This is a genomic window from Bremerella alba (assembly GCF_013618625.1).
Taxonomy (GTDB): domain Bacteria; phylum Planctomycetota; class Planctomycetia; order Pirellulales; family Pirellulaceae; genus Bremerella; species Bremerella alba.
Genome location: NZ_JABRWO010000006.1, coordinates 218268 through 234106, shown reverse-complemented (window position 1 = coordinate 234106; position 15839 = coordinate 218268). Strand labels below are relative to the sequence as shown.

The window sequence follows — 15839 nt, the reverse complement described above, 5'->3', positions numbered from 1 at the left end:
TTGCATATCTGATCAACGATCCTTGCGATTGCCCCACCTCCCCACTAGAGGCATGGATCGCCTAGCCCCACCTCCAATTTGTATAGACATGTTAGCCCAGGGCCGATTTCGCTTTGGAACGCACCATTGAATCTACGACCAAGACGGTCGACGACCATTCTGGATACTCCGGGATACGTTCGTTGGTCGAGCATGCCGCTCACCTTTTACCGTCTCAAGGACCGATTGAAGTCTTTGTCCATCACAATACGCTCCACGCGTTTGAAGATCTGGACTTTCATGAAGCTGTCAAAGCGGGCTCGGTACGATACGGTGCTCACCCCTATTTGCCGGAGCAAGAATATCGGCAGTTGTTTCAGGATGGTCGCATCACAACTGAAGACATCCAAGCCGTTTTGAAGGAAGATCTCGGCGAACACGATTACGAACGAATCAATGGGCTAGGAACCCGCGGGGAAATTCGTTTCGCGATTCTTTGCCATCCTGTTCCCGTCGGAGCCGATGCGGAATTACAGTGGGTTCTCAAGGAAACCGATGTGCTAGATCGGTTTCGCGCGGAAGTCCCCATAAACCTTCGCAATCACATTATCGCCGGTACACGTCAGTGGCTACATCACGAGGAACACTCTGAAAGCCAACCCAATAAGATCCTGACTCACTTGATGGCCAAGTTCGGAGAGAACCTTACGCTATGGGAAGATTCTCGGTGGGAGACGTTTTCCTTACACCTGCTGTGGCAAATCTGCCGTGACGCCGTCCAATCCACTCCTCCGCCTTTTGCACTCCATAATTATGTACGCCCACGCGACCTGCTGTTAAAAGCATTGGGTTATGACATTGATGGCGAAGAGCAAGATCTATTAATCCGATTTTGTGCGGCCTACATCGATCAGGGGTATTCCGACTGGGAATTGCCTAATCGTGAAAAGGGCTTTTATGAAGCATTCCTGATACTGTATTCGCAAAAGCACTGTTTTGCCGATCAATGGTTACAAGAGCTCTCGGTAGAGTTGCGTCGATTGCAAAGTTCTGGTGTTACACCGGAAGCATCGATCGAAGAGTCGCTCGGCGAAATGGGAATTCTTGACGACGAGCGCGAAGAATTCGTGATCCAGACATTGCTCAGCCTGCGGGGATGGGCCGGAATGATTTGGCAGTTGGAGTCGGGAGTTGGACCAATGGTTCATTCAATTCCCCAAGATTCTTTGCTCGGGTTATTTGCTATTAAACTGCTTCTTGAGCGATTTGCCATCATCAATGTTGGTCGAGAGTTAACTGGGGTACGCAGAAGCGTTTCGGAAGTGTTGCAGCTTGCTCGAACAAAATCGTCACTACCTCGGTCGATGAGCGTGGAAGGCCGTTCGTTTCTTTTGTTTCAAGTAGCTCAGAAGCTAGGTTGGCAACCACGGCAGTTAAGGACACTGACAAAAGACCAGTGGCGAGAACTGCATGATGAAGTCGATGGTTTTACCTCCATTGAGCGACGTCGGATCTATCACGAGGCATTCGAGCGAAAATACCGTCGCGAGGCATTAGATGCTTTCGTGAACCACACGCAAGCCCTTAACAAACTAGATGCTGAACCAAAGCATCATCGTCCAGATTTCCAGGTCCTAACTTGCATTGACGATCGAGAAGAGTCCTTTCGGCGACACCTTGAAGAAGTTCATCCTGCTTGTGAAACATTTGGCGCCGCAGGATTTTTCGCAGTGGCCATCTACTATCGAGGGGCAGCAGATAGTTTCTACAATCCGCTGTGTCCGAACGTAATTACTCCGAGTCACTACGTTCGGGAAGACGTTGGATACACATTTGAAGGAATGCATCGAGAGCGGGCCGAGTTAAGACGAAGACTCGGACTGGCGAGCCACGCCTTCCATACCCGCAGCCGAACATTTCTCGGGGGCATTTTTGCCGGCATCGTCGGATCGCTGGCCACTGCTCCACTGGTCACCGGCGTTCTTTTTCCCCATTTGACGGCTCGAATTAGAAATCGTTTGGGGAGGTTTGTTCAGCCTCCTCCTGTTACGACACTTCAATTAGAGCGTTACGAGGAAGATCCCGGCCCGGAAAACGGACACGTTGGGTTCACTTGCGACGAAATGGCTGATGTCGTTGTCCGATTATTGCAGGATATCGGGGTAACCAAACCAGAAGCGTTTTCACGACTATTTATCGTCTGCGGGCATGGCTCATCTAGCCTCAACAACCCCCACGAGTCGGCCTACTGCTGCGGGGCATGCGCGGGTAAGCGAGGTGGCCCGAATGCCAGAGCATTTGCACGGATGGCTAATGACTGGCGAGTACGTACCAAAGTTCAGGAAATGGGAATCTCCATTCCAGATAATACCGTGTTCGTTGGTGCATATCACAACACGTGCGATGACTCTGTCATATTCTTTGATCTGGACACGATGCCCTCGTCGCATCGTCGTGATTTCGAGGTCGCTCGTGAAGCCATCGAGGCGGCGCGTGGTCGAAATGCTCATGAACGCTGCCGACGGTTTATATCCGCACCGCTATCCATCTCCCCTCGAGAGGCCATTCGGCACGTCGAATCTCGTACGCAAGATATCTCGCAAGCTCGACCAGAATACAATCACGCCACCAACGCCCTTTGCATTGTGGGAAGACGCGACTGGTCACGAGGGATGTTCCTCGATCGCCGCGCATTCCTTACCTCGTACGACCCGACCCAGGACGACGAAGAACACTCCATTCTTGCCCGTATTCTTGCGGCGGCGATTCCTGTTTGTGCTGGCATCAACCTAGAGTATTACTTTTCAAGGGTTGATCATGAAGTATACGGTTCCGGATCGAAGTTGCCTCACAATATTGTTTCGCTGTTAGGCGTTATGGAAGGCTCTGTCAGTGATTTAAGAACCGGCCTCTATCAGCAGATGGTGGAAATCCACGAGCCGCTACGAATACTGTTCGTGATTGAATCAACCCCGGAGGCCATGCTTTCGATTCTGCATCGTAACAAGAACATCGGCCGACTGTGCGGAGGCAATTGGATCCATTTGGCGGTTATCGATGCAGACACGTCCAAAGTACAACTTTATAGGAATGGTCAATTCGAACCGTATGAAGTTGGCGCTACCGATCTACCTCAAGCGGCATCTTCTCTGGAGTGCTATCGAGGATCACGTGTGAACCTACCATTTTTCTCGATTGCAGAAACAGAGAGTCGGGAATGAACGTCGAATCGGTTTTACATGCCCTGGGCGTGATTGTGGTAGCTAGTCCGAGCGTCTTATTGATCGTACTCGGTCTGCCGCTCTTGATTGGGATACGCTTAAGTGAAGTAAGTCAGTCGTGGCTAACAAAAATCAGCGTGATCGCCGGATTAACAGCTGCCATCGGCATTCTGGTGGTAATGCTGGCTTCAGGATCGCGTCATGTCCCAATCGAATTTGGAAACTGGGTTTCGATACCCCAAGAGCATTTTCACTTCCATCTGAAGTTTGTTTTCGATCGCCTATCGGTACCCTTTGCGATTTTGTCGTTTGTGTTATGCGGTACCGTCGGGGCGTTCGCTTCCGTTTATCTGCATCGTGATCGAGGCTACAGTCGCTTTTTCTTACTCTATGCATTGTTTTTGTTGGGAATGGTGGTCTCTTCGTTGGCCGGCACCATCGAGACCTTATTTTTCGGTTGGGAACTGGTCGGTTTGTCGTCTGCGTTGCTTGTCGCCTATTTCCATGAACGGCCTGCTCCTGTTCGCAACGGACTTCGGGTCTGGGCCACCTATCGCATTGCCGATGCCGCATTTCTGATCGCCGCTTTAACGATGCATCACCTGACCGGAGCAGGGGACTTCGACCGATTGATGGGAGGCGGACAATGGCCCGAAGGAGCTGCCGCGATCGATTCCACTTCGGCACTTTTAGTTGGATTGCTTTTGCTTCTCGCGGCTGCAGGGAAATCAGGAATGGTGCCATTTTCCGGCTGGATACCTCGTGCGATGGAAGGACCTACGCCATCCAGTGCCATCTTTTACGGGGCATTGTCCGTACATCTGGGAGTGTTTCTCTTGCTTCGAGTGAGCCCATTACTCGATGTCTCGTTTCCGTTACAAATCGTGGTTGTCTTGTTCGGATTAGTGACGGCATTGTTTGGGGCCATTGTGTCCCGCGCTCAAAGTGATGTGAAGAATGCTCTGGCTTTCGCATCGTTGACCCAGGTTGGAATCATTACGGTCGAAATTGGCCTCGGCCTGCGATACATAGCCCTGATTCACATGATCGGCCATGCCTGCTTGCGAACGCTGCAACTCCTGCGTGCCCCTTCCATCTTGAAGGATTATCGAATGTTGGAGAATGCGGTAGGGACACACCTGAGTGGCGACAAGTCCAGTCGTTCCCCATCAACCTCCTCGTTTCAATTGTGGTTATATAGATTTGCACTCGATCGTGGTTTTCTAGACCCCTTACTGAATCGCTGGATTGTCTATCCATTCATAAACACCTTTCAGTTTTGCGATTCCATGGAGAGACGTTGGACAAACTTTATTTCTGGCACGGACTCGCGAGAGTCTGATCGCATTGCTCCGTATAGGGATTCGTTGGAGGACGTAGCGAAATGCCAGAGCTACACATGCCCTGGCTGGGCTTGGCGGTCCTGCTGCCCTTAGTTGGGGCAATATGGGTTTCATGGTTGAAAGATCGCGACCAAGCCCGTCGGGTGAGTGTCGTGATTTGTTGTCTGACACTCTTGAGTTCCTGCGGAGAATGGATCGATTTCACGACGCTGCATTCCTTCGTGGCACACGATCGGTGGGACGTCTTTCAACTGTTCTTTCCGAATGATGCATTTGTGGTCGACCAGCTAAGTGCTCCACTTTTGCCTCTGGGGGCCTTGCTCTATCTCGCCACCGTGCTGACAACACTTCGGACGAAAGTAAATCGTTTTTCATTCGGGTGGACGCTGTTTTCGGAATCAGTACTGCTTGCGACGCTTGGCTGTCGTGAACCTTGGATAATCATTTTGCTGATGGCCATCGGAATAATTCCTCCGTGGATCGAGTTGCGAAACCGTCGTCAATCAACGCGTGTGTACTTATTGCATATGGGTCTGTTCGTGGGACTGTTGGTCGTGGGACAGCTTTTGGTAGGGGCTGATGCGACAGCGGCCAATCCTCCAATCCTGGCGGGGTGTCTCCTTACGGCGGGCGCATTGATTCGTAGCGGTATTTGTCCCTTACACTGCTGGATGACAGATCTTTTTGAGAAAGCGACCTTCGGCACGGCCATCTTGTTCGTTACTCCGATGGCTGGTGCCTATGTCGTGATGCGTCTCGTGTTCCCGATTGCCCCGGTGTGGGCACTGCAAAGTATCGCGGTCTTATCTTTGATAACTGCGATCTATTCTGCGGGCATGGCACTGATCCAACACGAATCGCGGCGATTCTTTTGCTATCTTTTTTTAAGTCATTCATCCTTGGTGCTGGTCGGGCTGGAAATGGCAACGCCGATTGGTTTGGCCGGAGCGTTATGCGTCTGGCTTTCTGTAGGAATCTCGCTCATGGGATTCGGCTTAGCGTTAAGATCCGTTGAAGCGCGAACCGGCAGACTTTCACTTGATGGGTTTCACGGGCTTTATGAACACACTCCATTTCTTGCCAACATGTTTCTCCTTACTGGACTGGCTTCGATTGGGTTCCCTGGGACGATAGGATTCATCGGTACCGAGTTACTTATAGAAGGTGTGATTGACGTCTATCCAATGGTTGGTTTTGCGGTGGTCTTGGTGGCTGCGTTGAACGGTATTGCTGTCGTTAGAGCTTACTTTCACGTTTTTACCGGCTCACGCCACTTGGCCACGGTATCTCTCGTATGCCGACCACCTGAACGCATAACGATATTGATCATGGCAGTATTGATCATCGGTGGGGGATTGTTTCCTCAACCGGGAGTCCAATCGCGATATCACGCCGCGACAGAATTAATCAAGTTACGCGGCGTCGATGAAACAGATTCGCACTCCGATACTGCCCACACCGGTGCGAGCGAGACGATTTCAAATCCAACCACAAAACGCTCTTCCGTTTCCCAATCACGTCGGTGAGTCAATCCATGCCTGACAAAACACCAGCCAATGATGTCCCACGTGGAAATGCCTCTGCATTTCTCAAATACTTTCCCCACGACTTCGTCTCCGGATTGCTAGTCTTTCTGATCGCACTTCCCCTTTGCCTGGGGATCTCGCTTGCCTGTGGATTTCCACCGATCGCGGGTATCTTCACGGCGATTATTGGTTCTTTTCTAACGACATTCATCAGCAACAGTGAGCTGACTATAAAAGGGCCGGCTGCCGGACTAATCGTGATCGCTATTGGCTGTATTCAAGATTTCGGCGGCGATGGAATGACAGGCGGTTGGACGGAGACAGACTTGGCTGCGTACAAGGCCGCTCTGGCGGTTGGTGTAGCCGCGGCAGTCATTCAGATAGGGTTTGGTCTGTTTCGCGGAGGAATCCTGGGCGAGTTTTTCCCCGTGTCGGTTGTGCACGGTATGTTGGCGGCGATCGGCATTATCATCATCGTCAAGCAGATTCCTATTGCCTTAGGTGTCTCCGCCGGAGGCGATCCCATGGAGATGATCCAAGAAATTCCGCACTACGTGTTGGAAGCGAATCCGGCAATAGCGGCCATCGGCATATTCAGTTTGTTGATTATGTTTCTCTGGCCGTTACTAGCCGGGCGCGTTGCATTTCTGAAAAAGGTTCCCGCCCCGGTCGTAGTGCTGCTGGTTGCCATTCCGATGGGCATTGGCTTCGACCTTTTGCACGAGCATTCTTACACGCTGCAGGGACATCAATACCAACTCAGCGAGCAGTACCTTGTCATGATGCCAGACAAGGTATTTGGCTTGTTCAATGACATTACGTTTCCCGAGTTTCCCGTATTGATGCAGCCCAAAGCTTGGAAATGGGTGCTAATGTTCTTCATCATAGGTAGCCTAGAATCGGTACTAAGCGCCAAGGCGATCGATCTTCTCGACCCATGGAAGCGTAAGACCGATATGAATCGCGATCTGATTGCTATCGGAGTTGGGAACCTTTGCGCATCGTTTGTGGGTGGATTGCCAATGATCTCTGAGATCGTGCGATCTAAAGCCAATATTGATAACGGCGCGAGAACACGATTCGCTGATTTCTGGCATGGGGTGTTCTTACTGACGTGTGTTGCTTTAATCCCTTTTTACTTGCACAGAATCCCATTGGCAGCGCTTGCCGCAATGTTAATTTACACCGGCTACCGTCTCGCGCATCCGAACGAATTCATTTATGTTTACCGCATCGGCAAAGAACAGCTTGCCATCTTTGTGACGACTTTAGTAGTCGTTCTAGCGACCGATTTGCTGATAGGCGTCGCTGTGGGAATCTTGCTAAAAATGACGATTCATCTCGCCAATGGAGTTTCGTTACGATCGCTATTTAAACCGTATATCGAAGTTCAAGAGATTAACGACAACACAAGCTTGATCCTTGCCCGTGAATCGGCCGTATTCAGCAACTGGCTTCCTTTTCGTCATCAGATTGAACAGATAGGGCTCGTTCAGCAGCGTAATCTGGTGATTGACGTATCTGGTATCCAGCTAATTGATCATAGTGTGATGGAGAAATTAGAAGAAGTTCGGCGCGACTTTGAGCAAGATGGGCTGCAGCTTGATATTCGAGGACTTGGCACGTTGCACCCTCTTTCAAGTGATATTCATGCGACTAGAAAACGGAAGCTTGCCAGGATGCAACGCGTTGCCTTCACTACGGAGTCAAAATGTCTTGCTCAAATAGAAGATAAGCTTACGAATCTTGGGGCAACTATTTTTTCAATCGTCCCATGTAGCTCGCCTGCGTCGACATCTCTGGTTCGCATGGAAATCGTTCTGCATCCTCAGATACGTGAGAATGTTCTTAGCATTGTCCGGAGAGATGTCCTGACCGATGGCCACGTACATGCCTTCATCGATTCCATCGAAATTATTCAACGGGAATCGACTGAAGTTTAGCTTCGGCCGATTTCTCGAAACCCATTAAATGGGACACTGCTGTGATTACACTTGATCGATCTCTCCACCAACTTCCAGCCGAGTACTTCGGTTCGACGGAAGACTTTCATATCTCGGCGAATTGTGCTGAGACAGACACGTTGATGATTGCGTGCTCCGACCAGGGAGCGGCGCCCAACAACGTTTCATTCGCCCGTCCAGGACGATTCCTCGTGCTCCAACATCTTGCAGCATCGATTCGTCCAGCAGATGATTACGCTGGGAATTCTGTGATTGCAGATATCGAATTTGCTTTTTCACAACACGCAATCAAACACGTGATTATTTGCGGACACCTAGGATGTGGAGTCATTCCCTATTGGCTGAACTATCCCGACGCGCCCGACTCAAGTGGAATGCGTGCTCACTTTGAAAAGACGACCCTTCAGGTAGTGAATCAGGCATACCCTAAATATTGTGGTGAAGCTCGCGTTAAGGCAATGATTTGCGAACACACACTATTCCAAATTGAGCACCTTTGTTCCCATCCATTTGTCCTTGACAGGCTTGAATCTCAGTTATTACAAGTGCATGCATGGATCGTTAACGACGACACGGCACGCGTTAGTGCATACGATCCTATTAGTGGATGTTTAGCCGCTATTTAGGTGGAACTTATCGCAATACGGCATTTCTTTTTTCTGCCGAAGCCCGGCATAAGACTGTCAGGCATATTGCCTGGCGGCTAAGTTTATGCGGCCTGTCTTCTCACGAGGACGCTCGGGCTGGCACTTAAGCTATTGCGGACAAGCTCGTAGCAGTGTCGCCACTGAGCGACACTGACGCTTGCGGGCGACAGGTTATCTGCCTAAAACACCATATTGGCCGGCTTTTAGTAATATGGCATATCGATTGCTTGTTGCTGTGTTGGGTTCGTCAATAGATTCTGTCACCTGATTCAAAGGAGACCGTTTGATGGGATATCCACACATCATCCAGCCCAAACGTTCAACTCCGGCCCAGCAAACTAATCCACTCGGTCTATGGGGATCTCTGCTGGTGCACTTGGTCCTGCTAATCACGTTTGGTTTAGCGATCTACTTCCGCAGCTTCGGCTAGTCTGTCTGCCTCTGGAATTATTGGTTACTCGAGTCCTCTTTAAAAATTAGCAGCGGCAGGGAGCTAAGCAGTATAACAACGATATGGAAAGCCCTCATTTGTTCTCAGAACACGGTGGGGCTCTGGAGAAGAGCCCCATCTTTCGCGCTATCGCAGACTGTACCTATGATTGGGAGAGTTGGCATGCACCTAACGGTAAATTGCAGTGGGTAAACGCTGCAGTTCAAAGGATGACCGGCGTTGCCCCTGGCGAATGTCTTTCGATGGAGGATTATCCTCTTCCATTGGTTGAACCAAGTTATCGTCCGCAGATGGCTCGCGTAATGCGAGAGGCTATTGAAGGTGGGAGCGGAAACGATGTCGAGTTCCTGGCAACGCATCAAGAGGATGTGCAGCGTTGGATGGCGATTTCATGGCAGCCCATGTTTGACGCATCGGGAACACATCTCGGATTTCGTACGAGCATCCGGGACGTTACCGAGCGACATCAGCTTCGAGAAGAATTGCGCATTCACAATCGACATCTTGAGCAACTTGTGCAGGAACGAACCGCGCAAGTCGCGGAACTGGAAAAGCAACGACTCCAGATGGAAAAGCTCGCAGCTCTGGGGCAACTTGCCGCAGGAGTAGCCCATGAAGTTAACAATCCCTTGGCAGGAATACGCAATGCATTTGCTCTGTTCCGCTCTGGCGTTTCCGACGAGCACGAGCATGCGGGACTGCTGGATTTGATAGACAACGAGATCGAACGCATCAGCGCGATCACGCATCAGATGTACCAGCTTTACCGTCCTAGCCAACAGGCAATCCGTGCTTTCGACATTACACGTGTCATTGAAGAAGTACTGGCACTGCTGGAACCCGTTTTGCGGAAGGCGAACGTCTGGGTCGATCATCGGATGAAGTCCGGAGTTTCCTCCGGTGCATTGGAATCTACCCAGGTATTCCTACGCGAGGGAGAGCTAAAACAGATCCTCTTCAACCTAGTTTGCAATGCTATTCAGGCATCGGACTGTGGGGACACCGTTACTATCCTGTACGCGACAACCCCTGATAAAGTCGTCTTATCGGTCTTAGATCAAGGAGAAGGGATCGCCCCTGAGGTGCTGCCGTATATTTTTGATCCGTTTTTTAGTACTAAGTCGAACACTAGCCGCGAGGGGCTGGGACTCGGTCTTTCTGTTTCGCGCAGCCTAGTCGAAGCGATGGGAGGAGAAATCCATGTGCAAAGTACTCTGCATGCCGGAAGCGAGTTCGAGTTGATTTTGCCCCGAGCGATCGATGAACTGACCCAGGGAAATAGCATTTCCTCCAGCAATGTGAGGTCATAGGAAGATTGGGAATGCAGGCAATCGATACGATAAAGAGAATTCTCGTAGCTGACGACGAACCGTTGTTCTTGATTACTACAGGAGAACTGCTGAAGAAGGCAGGGTTCGAGTGTCGCTGTGTCTCGGATGCTAAGACAGCTCTGAAATATCTGGCTGAAGAGCGATTTGACCTGATTCTTTCGGATCTGAATATGCCGGGCAATCTCAAGCTCGAATTATTGCAAGAAGGACGTGATAAATGGCCGGATGTACCTCTCGTTGTCGTCACTGGCGTGCCCTCATTGCCTACAGCGATCGAAAGCGTACGACTAGGAATTGCGGACTACCTTCTCAAGCCGGTCAAGTTCAATGACTTGATTGCCTGCATCCAGCGGGTTTTGGAACGATCAGGAGGGACATCGCAACGGTCGGAATTAAGGGGCGATCGCAATGCCCTTTCAGAGGCATTTCCAGAAGTCATCGCCCAGAGCGACTCGATGCTTGAGGTTTTAGAGGTTATCGATCGAGTTGCCCTCACCAATACCAATGTTTTGATTACCGGTGAGAGCGGGACCGGCAAAGAAGTCGTCGCGCGTGCCATCCATGACAGAAGCTCGAGAGGCGATTATCCGTTTCAAGTAATCGATTGCACGGCGATTCCTGAGAATTTATTTGAGTCAATTGTGTTTGGACATCGCAAGGGATCGTTCACCGGGGCCGTCGCCGACCAAGAGGGTCTGCTAGGGCGTAGCCAGAAAGGAACTGTTTTCTTCGATGAATTGGGCGAATTACTGCTTCCTTTACAGGCCAAACTGTTGCGTGCAGTTCAGGAGCGAGCCTATACACCGGTGGGAGCAACAACGCCCATCCCGTTCGACGCACGATTCATTTGTGCAACTAATCGCAATCTGGAATCCGAAATCATGGCTGGAAGATTTCGACGCGACCTTTTCTATCGTCTGGGCGTAATCCACCTAGAGTTACCCGCACTTCGAGAACGCGGTGACGACGTAATTCTTCTCGCACATCACTTTCTCAAAAGCTTGTGGGTCAGGGATGGGGGACCAACTCGGTTTTCTGCAGAAGTGCTCGAGCGGTTTCGGGAGTACGACTGGCCGGGCAATATTCGAGAATTGCGCAACGTTATCGAGCGAACGATTACCTTGACTCAGAGAGACCAGATCGAGATCGAGGATCTCCCCAAACCGCTTCGAGAAAAGCGACCTGGTCGCGTTGTGGAGACAGTCGTCGGAGAAGTCTCTAGGGAGGCCGCGTTAGATAATGCGGACTACAAATACCTGACTCTCCTTCTGACAAAATTCAACGGAAATGTGTCGCTTGCGGCAGAACAAGCGGGTGTCTCTCGGCAGGGAATTCATAAGCTGCTGAAGAAACACGGTATTCTCGCGGCTGATTTTCGGGAATAGCCGCTGTCATCTGAGCTTGTTACTGACAACCGCTGTTGTCGCTTGCGAAAGATCATCGCCTATATAAATGTTCGATCAATCACCCAGTAGCACTCAATGAGCAGGGGAAAGGCATTCGCCTTATAGAATCTGTTTGATTGGTCTCTGAATTGCATTTATCTCTTAGGGATAGTGACCCGCTTGGTACTGCTTCATGCCAGTTTCGCGTGGGATGTGGGCCGGGGAGGGTCTCTCCTTTTCAAGACGGAATACAGGGTCACCGAGGAGCAAAATTGTGATACAAAAAAAGAAGCCGACCAAACACATCATTTTGACAGATGGAGACTATAGACGCCTGGTGGCCTTACTGAACGATAGTTTTGCCCTGGCATTGTCACAAAAGCCCTATCTAAAAGATCTCCGAGGCGAATTGGATATCGCCGAGATTGTCGAATCAGGAAAAATTCCTCGTGACGTAGTCACAATGCACTCTATCGTTCGTCTGCGCGACGTCAGTTCTCACGAAGTCGATGTATTCACTTTGGTCTTTCCCAGAGAAGCCAATATCATCGAAGGCAAGCTGTCAGTCCTTGCGCCAATCGGGACTGCTATTCTTGGACAAAGAGTTGGTGATGTTGTTACTTGGCCAGTTCCCAGCGGAAATGTCAAAGTTGAGATCGAGGAAGTTTTAGCTCCAGATTCGCGATTAGAGACAACACTTTAGCAATCAAATTGGAGAAGCGTGCCATTGCCGTGGCGCATCATAGCTTAGATGTTCATCAGTGAATGATGAGGCTAAAGGGCTTCCGTTTTTACAACGGAAAGCGGATTGCGAAAGCAGTGAAGCCTCCGACATAACTTAGTCTTTTGCGATGTGAATTTTTATTCCGTCGCTTCGCAATGGTCGTATGTTACCATCTAGGTATGGATTGCGACCTCGACACAAGTATTCCTGAGTGGCTAATCGAACATCCGGAAACTGGTCCTGTGTTTGAGAGACTGGGAATAGATAGCCACTGTGCAGGGAAGTCTCTACGCTACGTTTGCCACCAGCATGGCTTCAGCCCGCCTGATGTTTTACGGCAACTACACCAAGCTCTGGGCAGAAAATCTATAGACGATAGCGCGTAACCGCTGCTTTTTTACCGGCAGACTTGCCCATGCTCAATTCATTTTCGATCTAGCCACGACGAGGTGCTGAACATGCCTCTTGTGGTGTTATTTTGATCATATAGCAAGTCGCAAATCGATCCGATGTTGAAGAGATTTTGGTATTACCGCCCAACATGACGGCCTGATAGTAACCAACTGGATGGCCAAATTGCTGAGGTCGTCTAATTTTAACGTCGATAAGTCGAGTTGCTTGGACCGACGATCAAGCTAGAATTCTTCAAATTGGTAGACTATGCCCAGGGAGAGTAATATGACTCGAAGCATTGAGAAGCTAATTGACCAGCTCTGGGATTCTTATCAAAAGAACAATCCGCAGGCCGATCGAATCCACCGGTTGCTCTCGGAACGTGGTGAGACGATCGTTAACGACCATATCGCCTTTCGCACATTTCAGGACCCAAGAATAGGCATCGATCAGCTCGCGATTCCCTTTCTAGAAGCGGGCTATCAGGCCGGGGATGACTACCGCTTCGATGCCAAGAAGCTTTACGCCAGGCATTTTCAACATTCTGACCCAGCGCTTCCCAAAGTCTTTATCAGCGAGCTGATGCTTGATGAGTTCTCGGACGACTTTCGCGATATCATTCAACGGATGCTCGACCAGATCCCCAATAGGGAAGTCCTCGCCCAGCCCCTGTGCACTGCGGGTCGACTTTGGGAGGTACCTTATGCTGACTATAAAGCGTTGAGCGAGCAAAGCGAATACGCTGCCTGGATGGCAGCACACGGTTTCTGTGCAAACCATTTCACGGTCTTCGTCAACGCGCTGACTACCATCGACTCCCTGCAAGACCTGAATGCTCTGCTGCTGGAAGAAGGGTTCTCGTTGAATCAAGAAGGCGGAGCCATCAAGGGCTCGCCCGAGGTATACTTAGAACAATCATCGACCATAGCTTCGGTTGTTGACGTTCCTTTCAAAGACGGAGATCGGTCGGTGCCGGGCTGTTACTACGAATTTGCCCGGCGATACACGCTACCCAACGGCTCTTTATTTGGCGGCTTCGTGGCCAAAAGTGCGGACAAGATCTTCGAAAGCACCGATAAAAAGCTCCACGAATAGGTATTCTCTTTACGGGAAAAGACCTCGTCGGAGCTTTGCCTCCGCGACTCTTTCGATGCCTTCGATTAATGCGGCTGTACGGAAATCGAGGTTTTGTTTTTCACTACGACCACGAGTCCGCTGAAACGCGTCGACCAAGATCTTTTTCAGTCGCGAGTTGATCTCATCCAACGTCCACATGTAGTTCTGGGTTCCCTGAACCCACTCGAAATACGACACCGTTACGCCTCCGGCATTTCCCAGCACATCCGGAACGACAAAGATGCCTCGTTCTTTGAGGATCTCATCGGCTTCCAGTGTGGTAGGCCCGTTGGCTCCTTCGGCTACCATCTTGCACTGCAGCTTCTCGACGTTCCCAGCAGTGATTTGATTTTGCATCGCGCAAGGAGCCAAAATATCGCATTTCAACTCAAGCAATTCCTGGTTGGTTACTTCCTCTGCGTGCGGATATCCTTTGAGTACTCGATTATTCTCGACATATTGGAGCAAATCCGCGACGGAAAGCCCTTTCGGGTTATAAAGGCCTGTTGTAACGTCACTGACGCCGATCACCTTTGTTCCCAGCTCTTCCAGCAACCGGGCTGTATTGCTACCAACGTTACCAAACCCCTGGACTACAGCCGTTGCACCTTGCATCGACAGCCCCATCACCTTGGCGGCCTCTTCGATGACATAAACAAGTCCACGGCCGGTCGCTTCGCGCCGTCCTAATGACCCGCCAAGTGCGACAGGCTTCCCGGTGACAATGGTTGGAACGGAATACCCTAGCTGCTGGCTATAGGTGTCCATCAACCAAGCCATAACTTGCTCGTTGGTGCCCATATCGGGAGCCGGAATGTCCTTTTCGGGGCCAATCATTTCGATGATTTCCATCGTGTAGCGACGAGTTAATCGCTGCAGTTCGTGCCCGGTCAGGTCGGTGGGATCTATCCGGACCCCACCTTTTGCTCCGCCAAAGGGAAGACGCATCAAAGCACATTTCCAGCTCATCCACATGGCCAGAGCAGACACTTCGCCTAAGCCGACATCCTCGTGATAGCGAATTCCCCCCTTGGTTGGTCCCATCGTCAAGAGATGCTGAACACGATATCCAAACACTGTCTCGACGTGGGAGTAACGATCCCTTCGAAACGGCAATGTGACCACCAGCGTCCGCTGCGGAAATAAAAGTCGTTCACGCAAGTTCTCGTCTAGGCTCATAATTTGAGCCGCTTTCAAGAACTGCTGCTGCGCTAAGTGCAGCATGGGCGAATTCCATTCTTGCTGCTCGGCGTGCGTTCGCTTCACGGCCAGTCGCAACGATCGCGCAAGACGATGTCCATCGATCTTTCCCTTGACCAGATAGTCCTGGGCACCTGCCTCAACCGCCTTGGCAGCTAAGGACAGGTCGTCGTTGCCTGTCAACACAACGACCGGAATATTGTCGGCCGCATTGTGCATTCGCAGGAATGTCTGAAGTCCCTCACTATCGGGAAGGGTAAGATCGAGCAGAATTGCATCGGGGCGATTCTGCGATAGATAATTCAAGCCAGCTTCCAAACAATCGACGCAATAAATGGTGAATTTCGTATCACCCGTTTCAGAAAGAAGTTCCTCGATCAGCTTGGCCTGAAGCGGGTTATCTTCAACGACCAGAACAAGAATTTCTGACATCGCTGGCTCCTGTCAAAGTTGGCTGGGTTTGCTGCAGGTCAAAAATCGAAACGCGTCGGCTAACATTCTATGGCGTAAGATACCTGATAGCGCGTAAAATCTCTATCACACTCTTTTCGGCAGGATG

General features: G+C 50.6%; 11 protein-coding genes. 10 read left to right on the top strand and 1 reads right to left on the bottom strand.

Going from position 1 to position 15839, the window contains the following annotated elements; genetic code table 11:
* Positions 1–113 precede the first annotated feature (113 nt).
* From HOV93_RS12045 to HOV93_RS12000, 10 genes are all read left to right on the top strand, one after another.
* Positions 114–3200, top strand: coding sequence for a DUF2309 domain-containing protein (locus HOV93_RS12045; protein ID WP_207396749.1), 3087 nt, complete (start codon positions 114–116; stop codon positions 3198–3200).
* A complete protein-coding gene (locus HOV93_RS12040; protein ID WP_207396748.1) occupies positions 3197–4636 on the top strand; it encodes a proton-conducting transporter transmembrane domain-containing protein in 1440 nt (479 codons plus the stop codon). The genes HOV93_RS12045 and HOV93_RS12040 overlap by 4 nt, the downstream gene beginning before the upstream one ends.
* 182 nt (positions 4637–4818) lie before the next feature.
* On the top strand, positions 4819–6069 hold the full coding sequence (locus HOV93_RS12035; RefSeq protein ID WP_315853395.1) for a proton-conducting transporter transmembrane domain-containing protein: 1251 nt from the start codon (positions 4819–4821) through the stop codon (positions 6067–6069).
* Positions 6070–6077: 8 nt separating this feature from the next.
* The gene (locus tag HOV93_RS12030; RefSeq protein WP_207396746.1) at positions 6078–8012 is read left to right on the top strand and encodes a SulP family inorganic anion transporter; all 1935 of its coding nucleotides are present in this window, start codon (positions 6078–6080) and stop codon (positions 8010–8012) included.
* 143 nt (positions 8013–8155) lie between these two features.
* Complete coding sequence (locus HOV93_RS12025) at positions 8156–8659, top strand: carbonic anhydrase (RefSeq protein ID WP_235990281.1); 504 nt, start codon at positions 8156–8158, stop codon at positions 8657–8659.
* Positions 8660–8966: 307 nt separating this feature from the next.
* The gene (locus tag HOV93_RS12020; RefSeq protein ID WP_207396744.1) at positions 8967–9110 is read left to right on the top strand and encodes a hypothetical protein; all 144 of its coding nucleotides are present in this window, start codon (positions 8967–8969) and stop codon (positions 9108–9110) included.
* A gap of 83 nt (positions 9111–9193) precedes the next feature.
* A complete protein-coding gene (locus HOV93_RS12015) occupies positions 9194–10441 on the top strand; it encodes a sensor histidine kinase (protein WP_207396743.1) in 1248 nt (415 codons plus the stop codon).
* 11 nt (positions 10442–10452) lie between these two features.
* A complete protein-coding gene (locus HOV93_RS12010; RefSeq protein WP_207396742.1) occupies positions 10453–11847 on the top strand; it encodes a sigma-54-dependent transcriptional regulator in 1395 nt (464 codons plus the stop codon).
* A gap of 274 nt (positions 11848–12121) precedes the next feature.
* The gene (locus HOV93_RS12005) at positions 12122–12550 is read left to right on the top strand and encodes a GreA/GreB family elongation factor (protein ID WP_315853394.1); all 429 of its coding nucleotides are present in this window, start codon (positions 12122–12124) and stop codon (positions 12548–12550) included.
* Between the two features lie 699 nt (positions 12551–13249).
* Positions 13250–14059, top strand: a complete 810-nt coding sequence (locus HOV93_RS12000) for a DUF1338 domain-containing protein (RefSeq protein ID WP_207396741.1) — start codon at positions 13250–13252, stop codon at positions 14057–14059.
* Positions 14060–14068: 9 nt separating this feature from the next.
* Here HOV93_RS12000 and HOV93_RS11995 read toward each other — a convergent pair whose 3' ends face one another.
* A complete protein-coding gene (locus tag HOV93_RS11995) occupies positions 14069–15712 on the bottom strand; it encodes a Glu/Leu/Phe/Val dehydrogenase dimerization domain-containing protein (RefSeq protein ID WP_207396740.1) in 1644 nt (547 codons plus the stop codon).
* Positions 15713–15839: the final 127 nt, after the last annotated feature.

Coding starts and splice junctions, on each gene's coding strand:
- HOV93_RS12040 (WP_207396748.1), top strand. CDS start 3,197: ATGAACGTCGAATCGGTTTTACATGCCCTGGGCGTGATTGTGGTAGCT.
- HOV93_RS12030 (WP_207396746.1), top strand. CDS start 6,078: ATGCCTGACAAAACACCAGCCAATGATGTCCCACGTGGAAATGCCTCT.
- HOV93_RS12025 (WP_235990281.1), top strand. CDS start 8,156: ATGATTGCGTGCTCCGACCAGGGAGCGGCGCCCAACAACGTTTCATTC.
- HOV93_RS12020 (WP_207396744.1), top strand. CDS start 8,967: ATGGGATATCCACACATCATCCAGCCCAAACGTTCAACTCCGGCCCAG.
- HOV93_RS12015 (WP_207396743.1), top strand. CDS start 9,194: ATGGAAAGCCCTCATTTGTTCTCAGAACACGGTGGGGCTCTGGAGAAG.
- HOV93_RS12010 (WP_207396742.1), top strand. CDS start 10,453: ATGCAGGCAATCGATACGATAAAGAGAATTCTCGTAGCTGACGACGAA.
- HOV93_RS12000 (WP_207396741.1), top strand. CDS start 13,250: ATGACTCGAAGCATTGAGAAGCTAATTGACCAGCTCTGGGATTCTTAT.
- HOV93_RS11995 (WP_207396740.1), bottom strand. CDS start 15,712: ATGTCAGAAATTCTTGTTCTGGTCGTTGAAGATAACCCGCTTCAGGCC.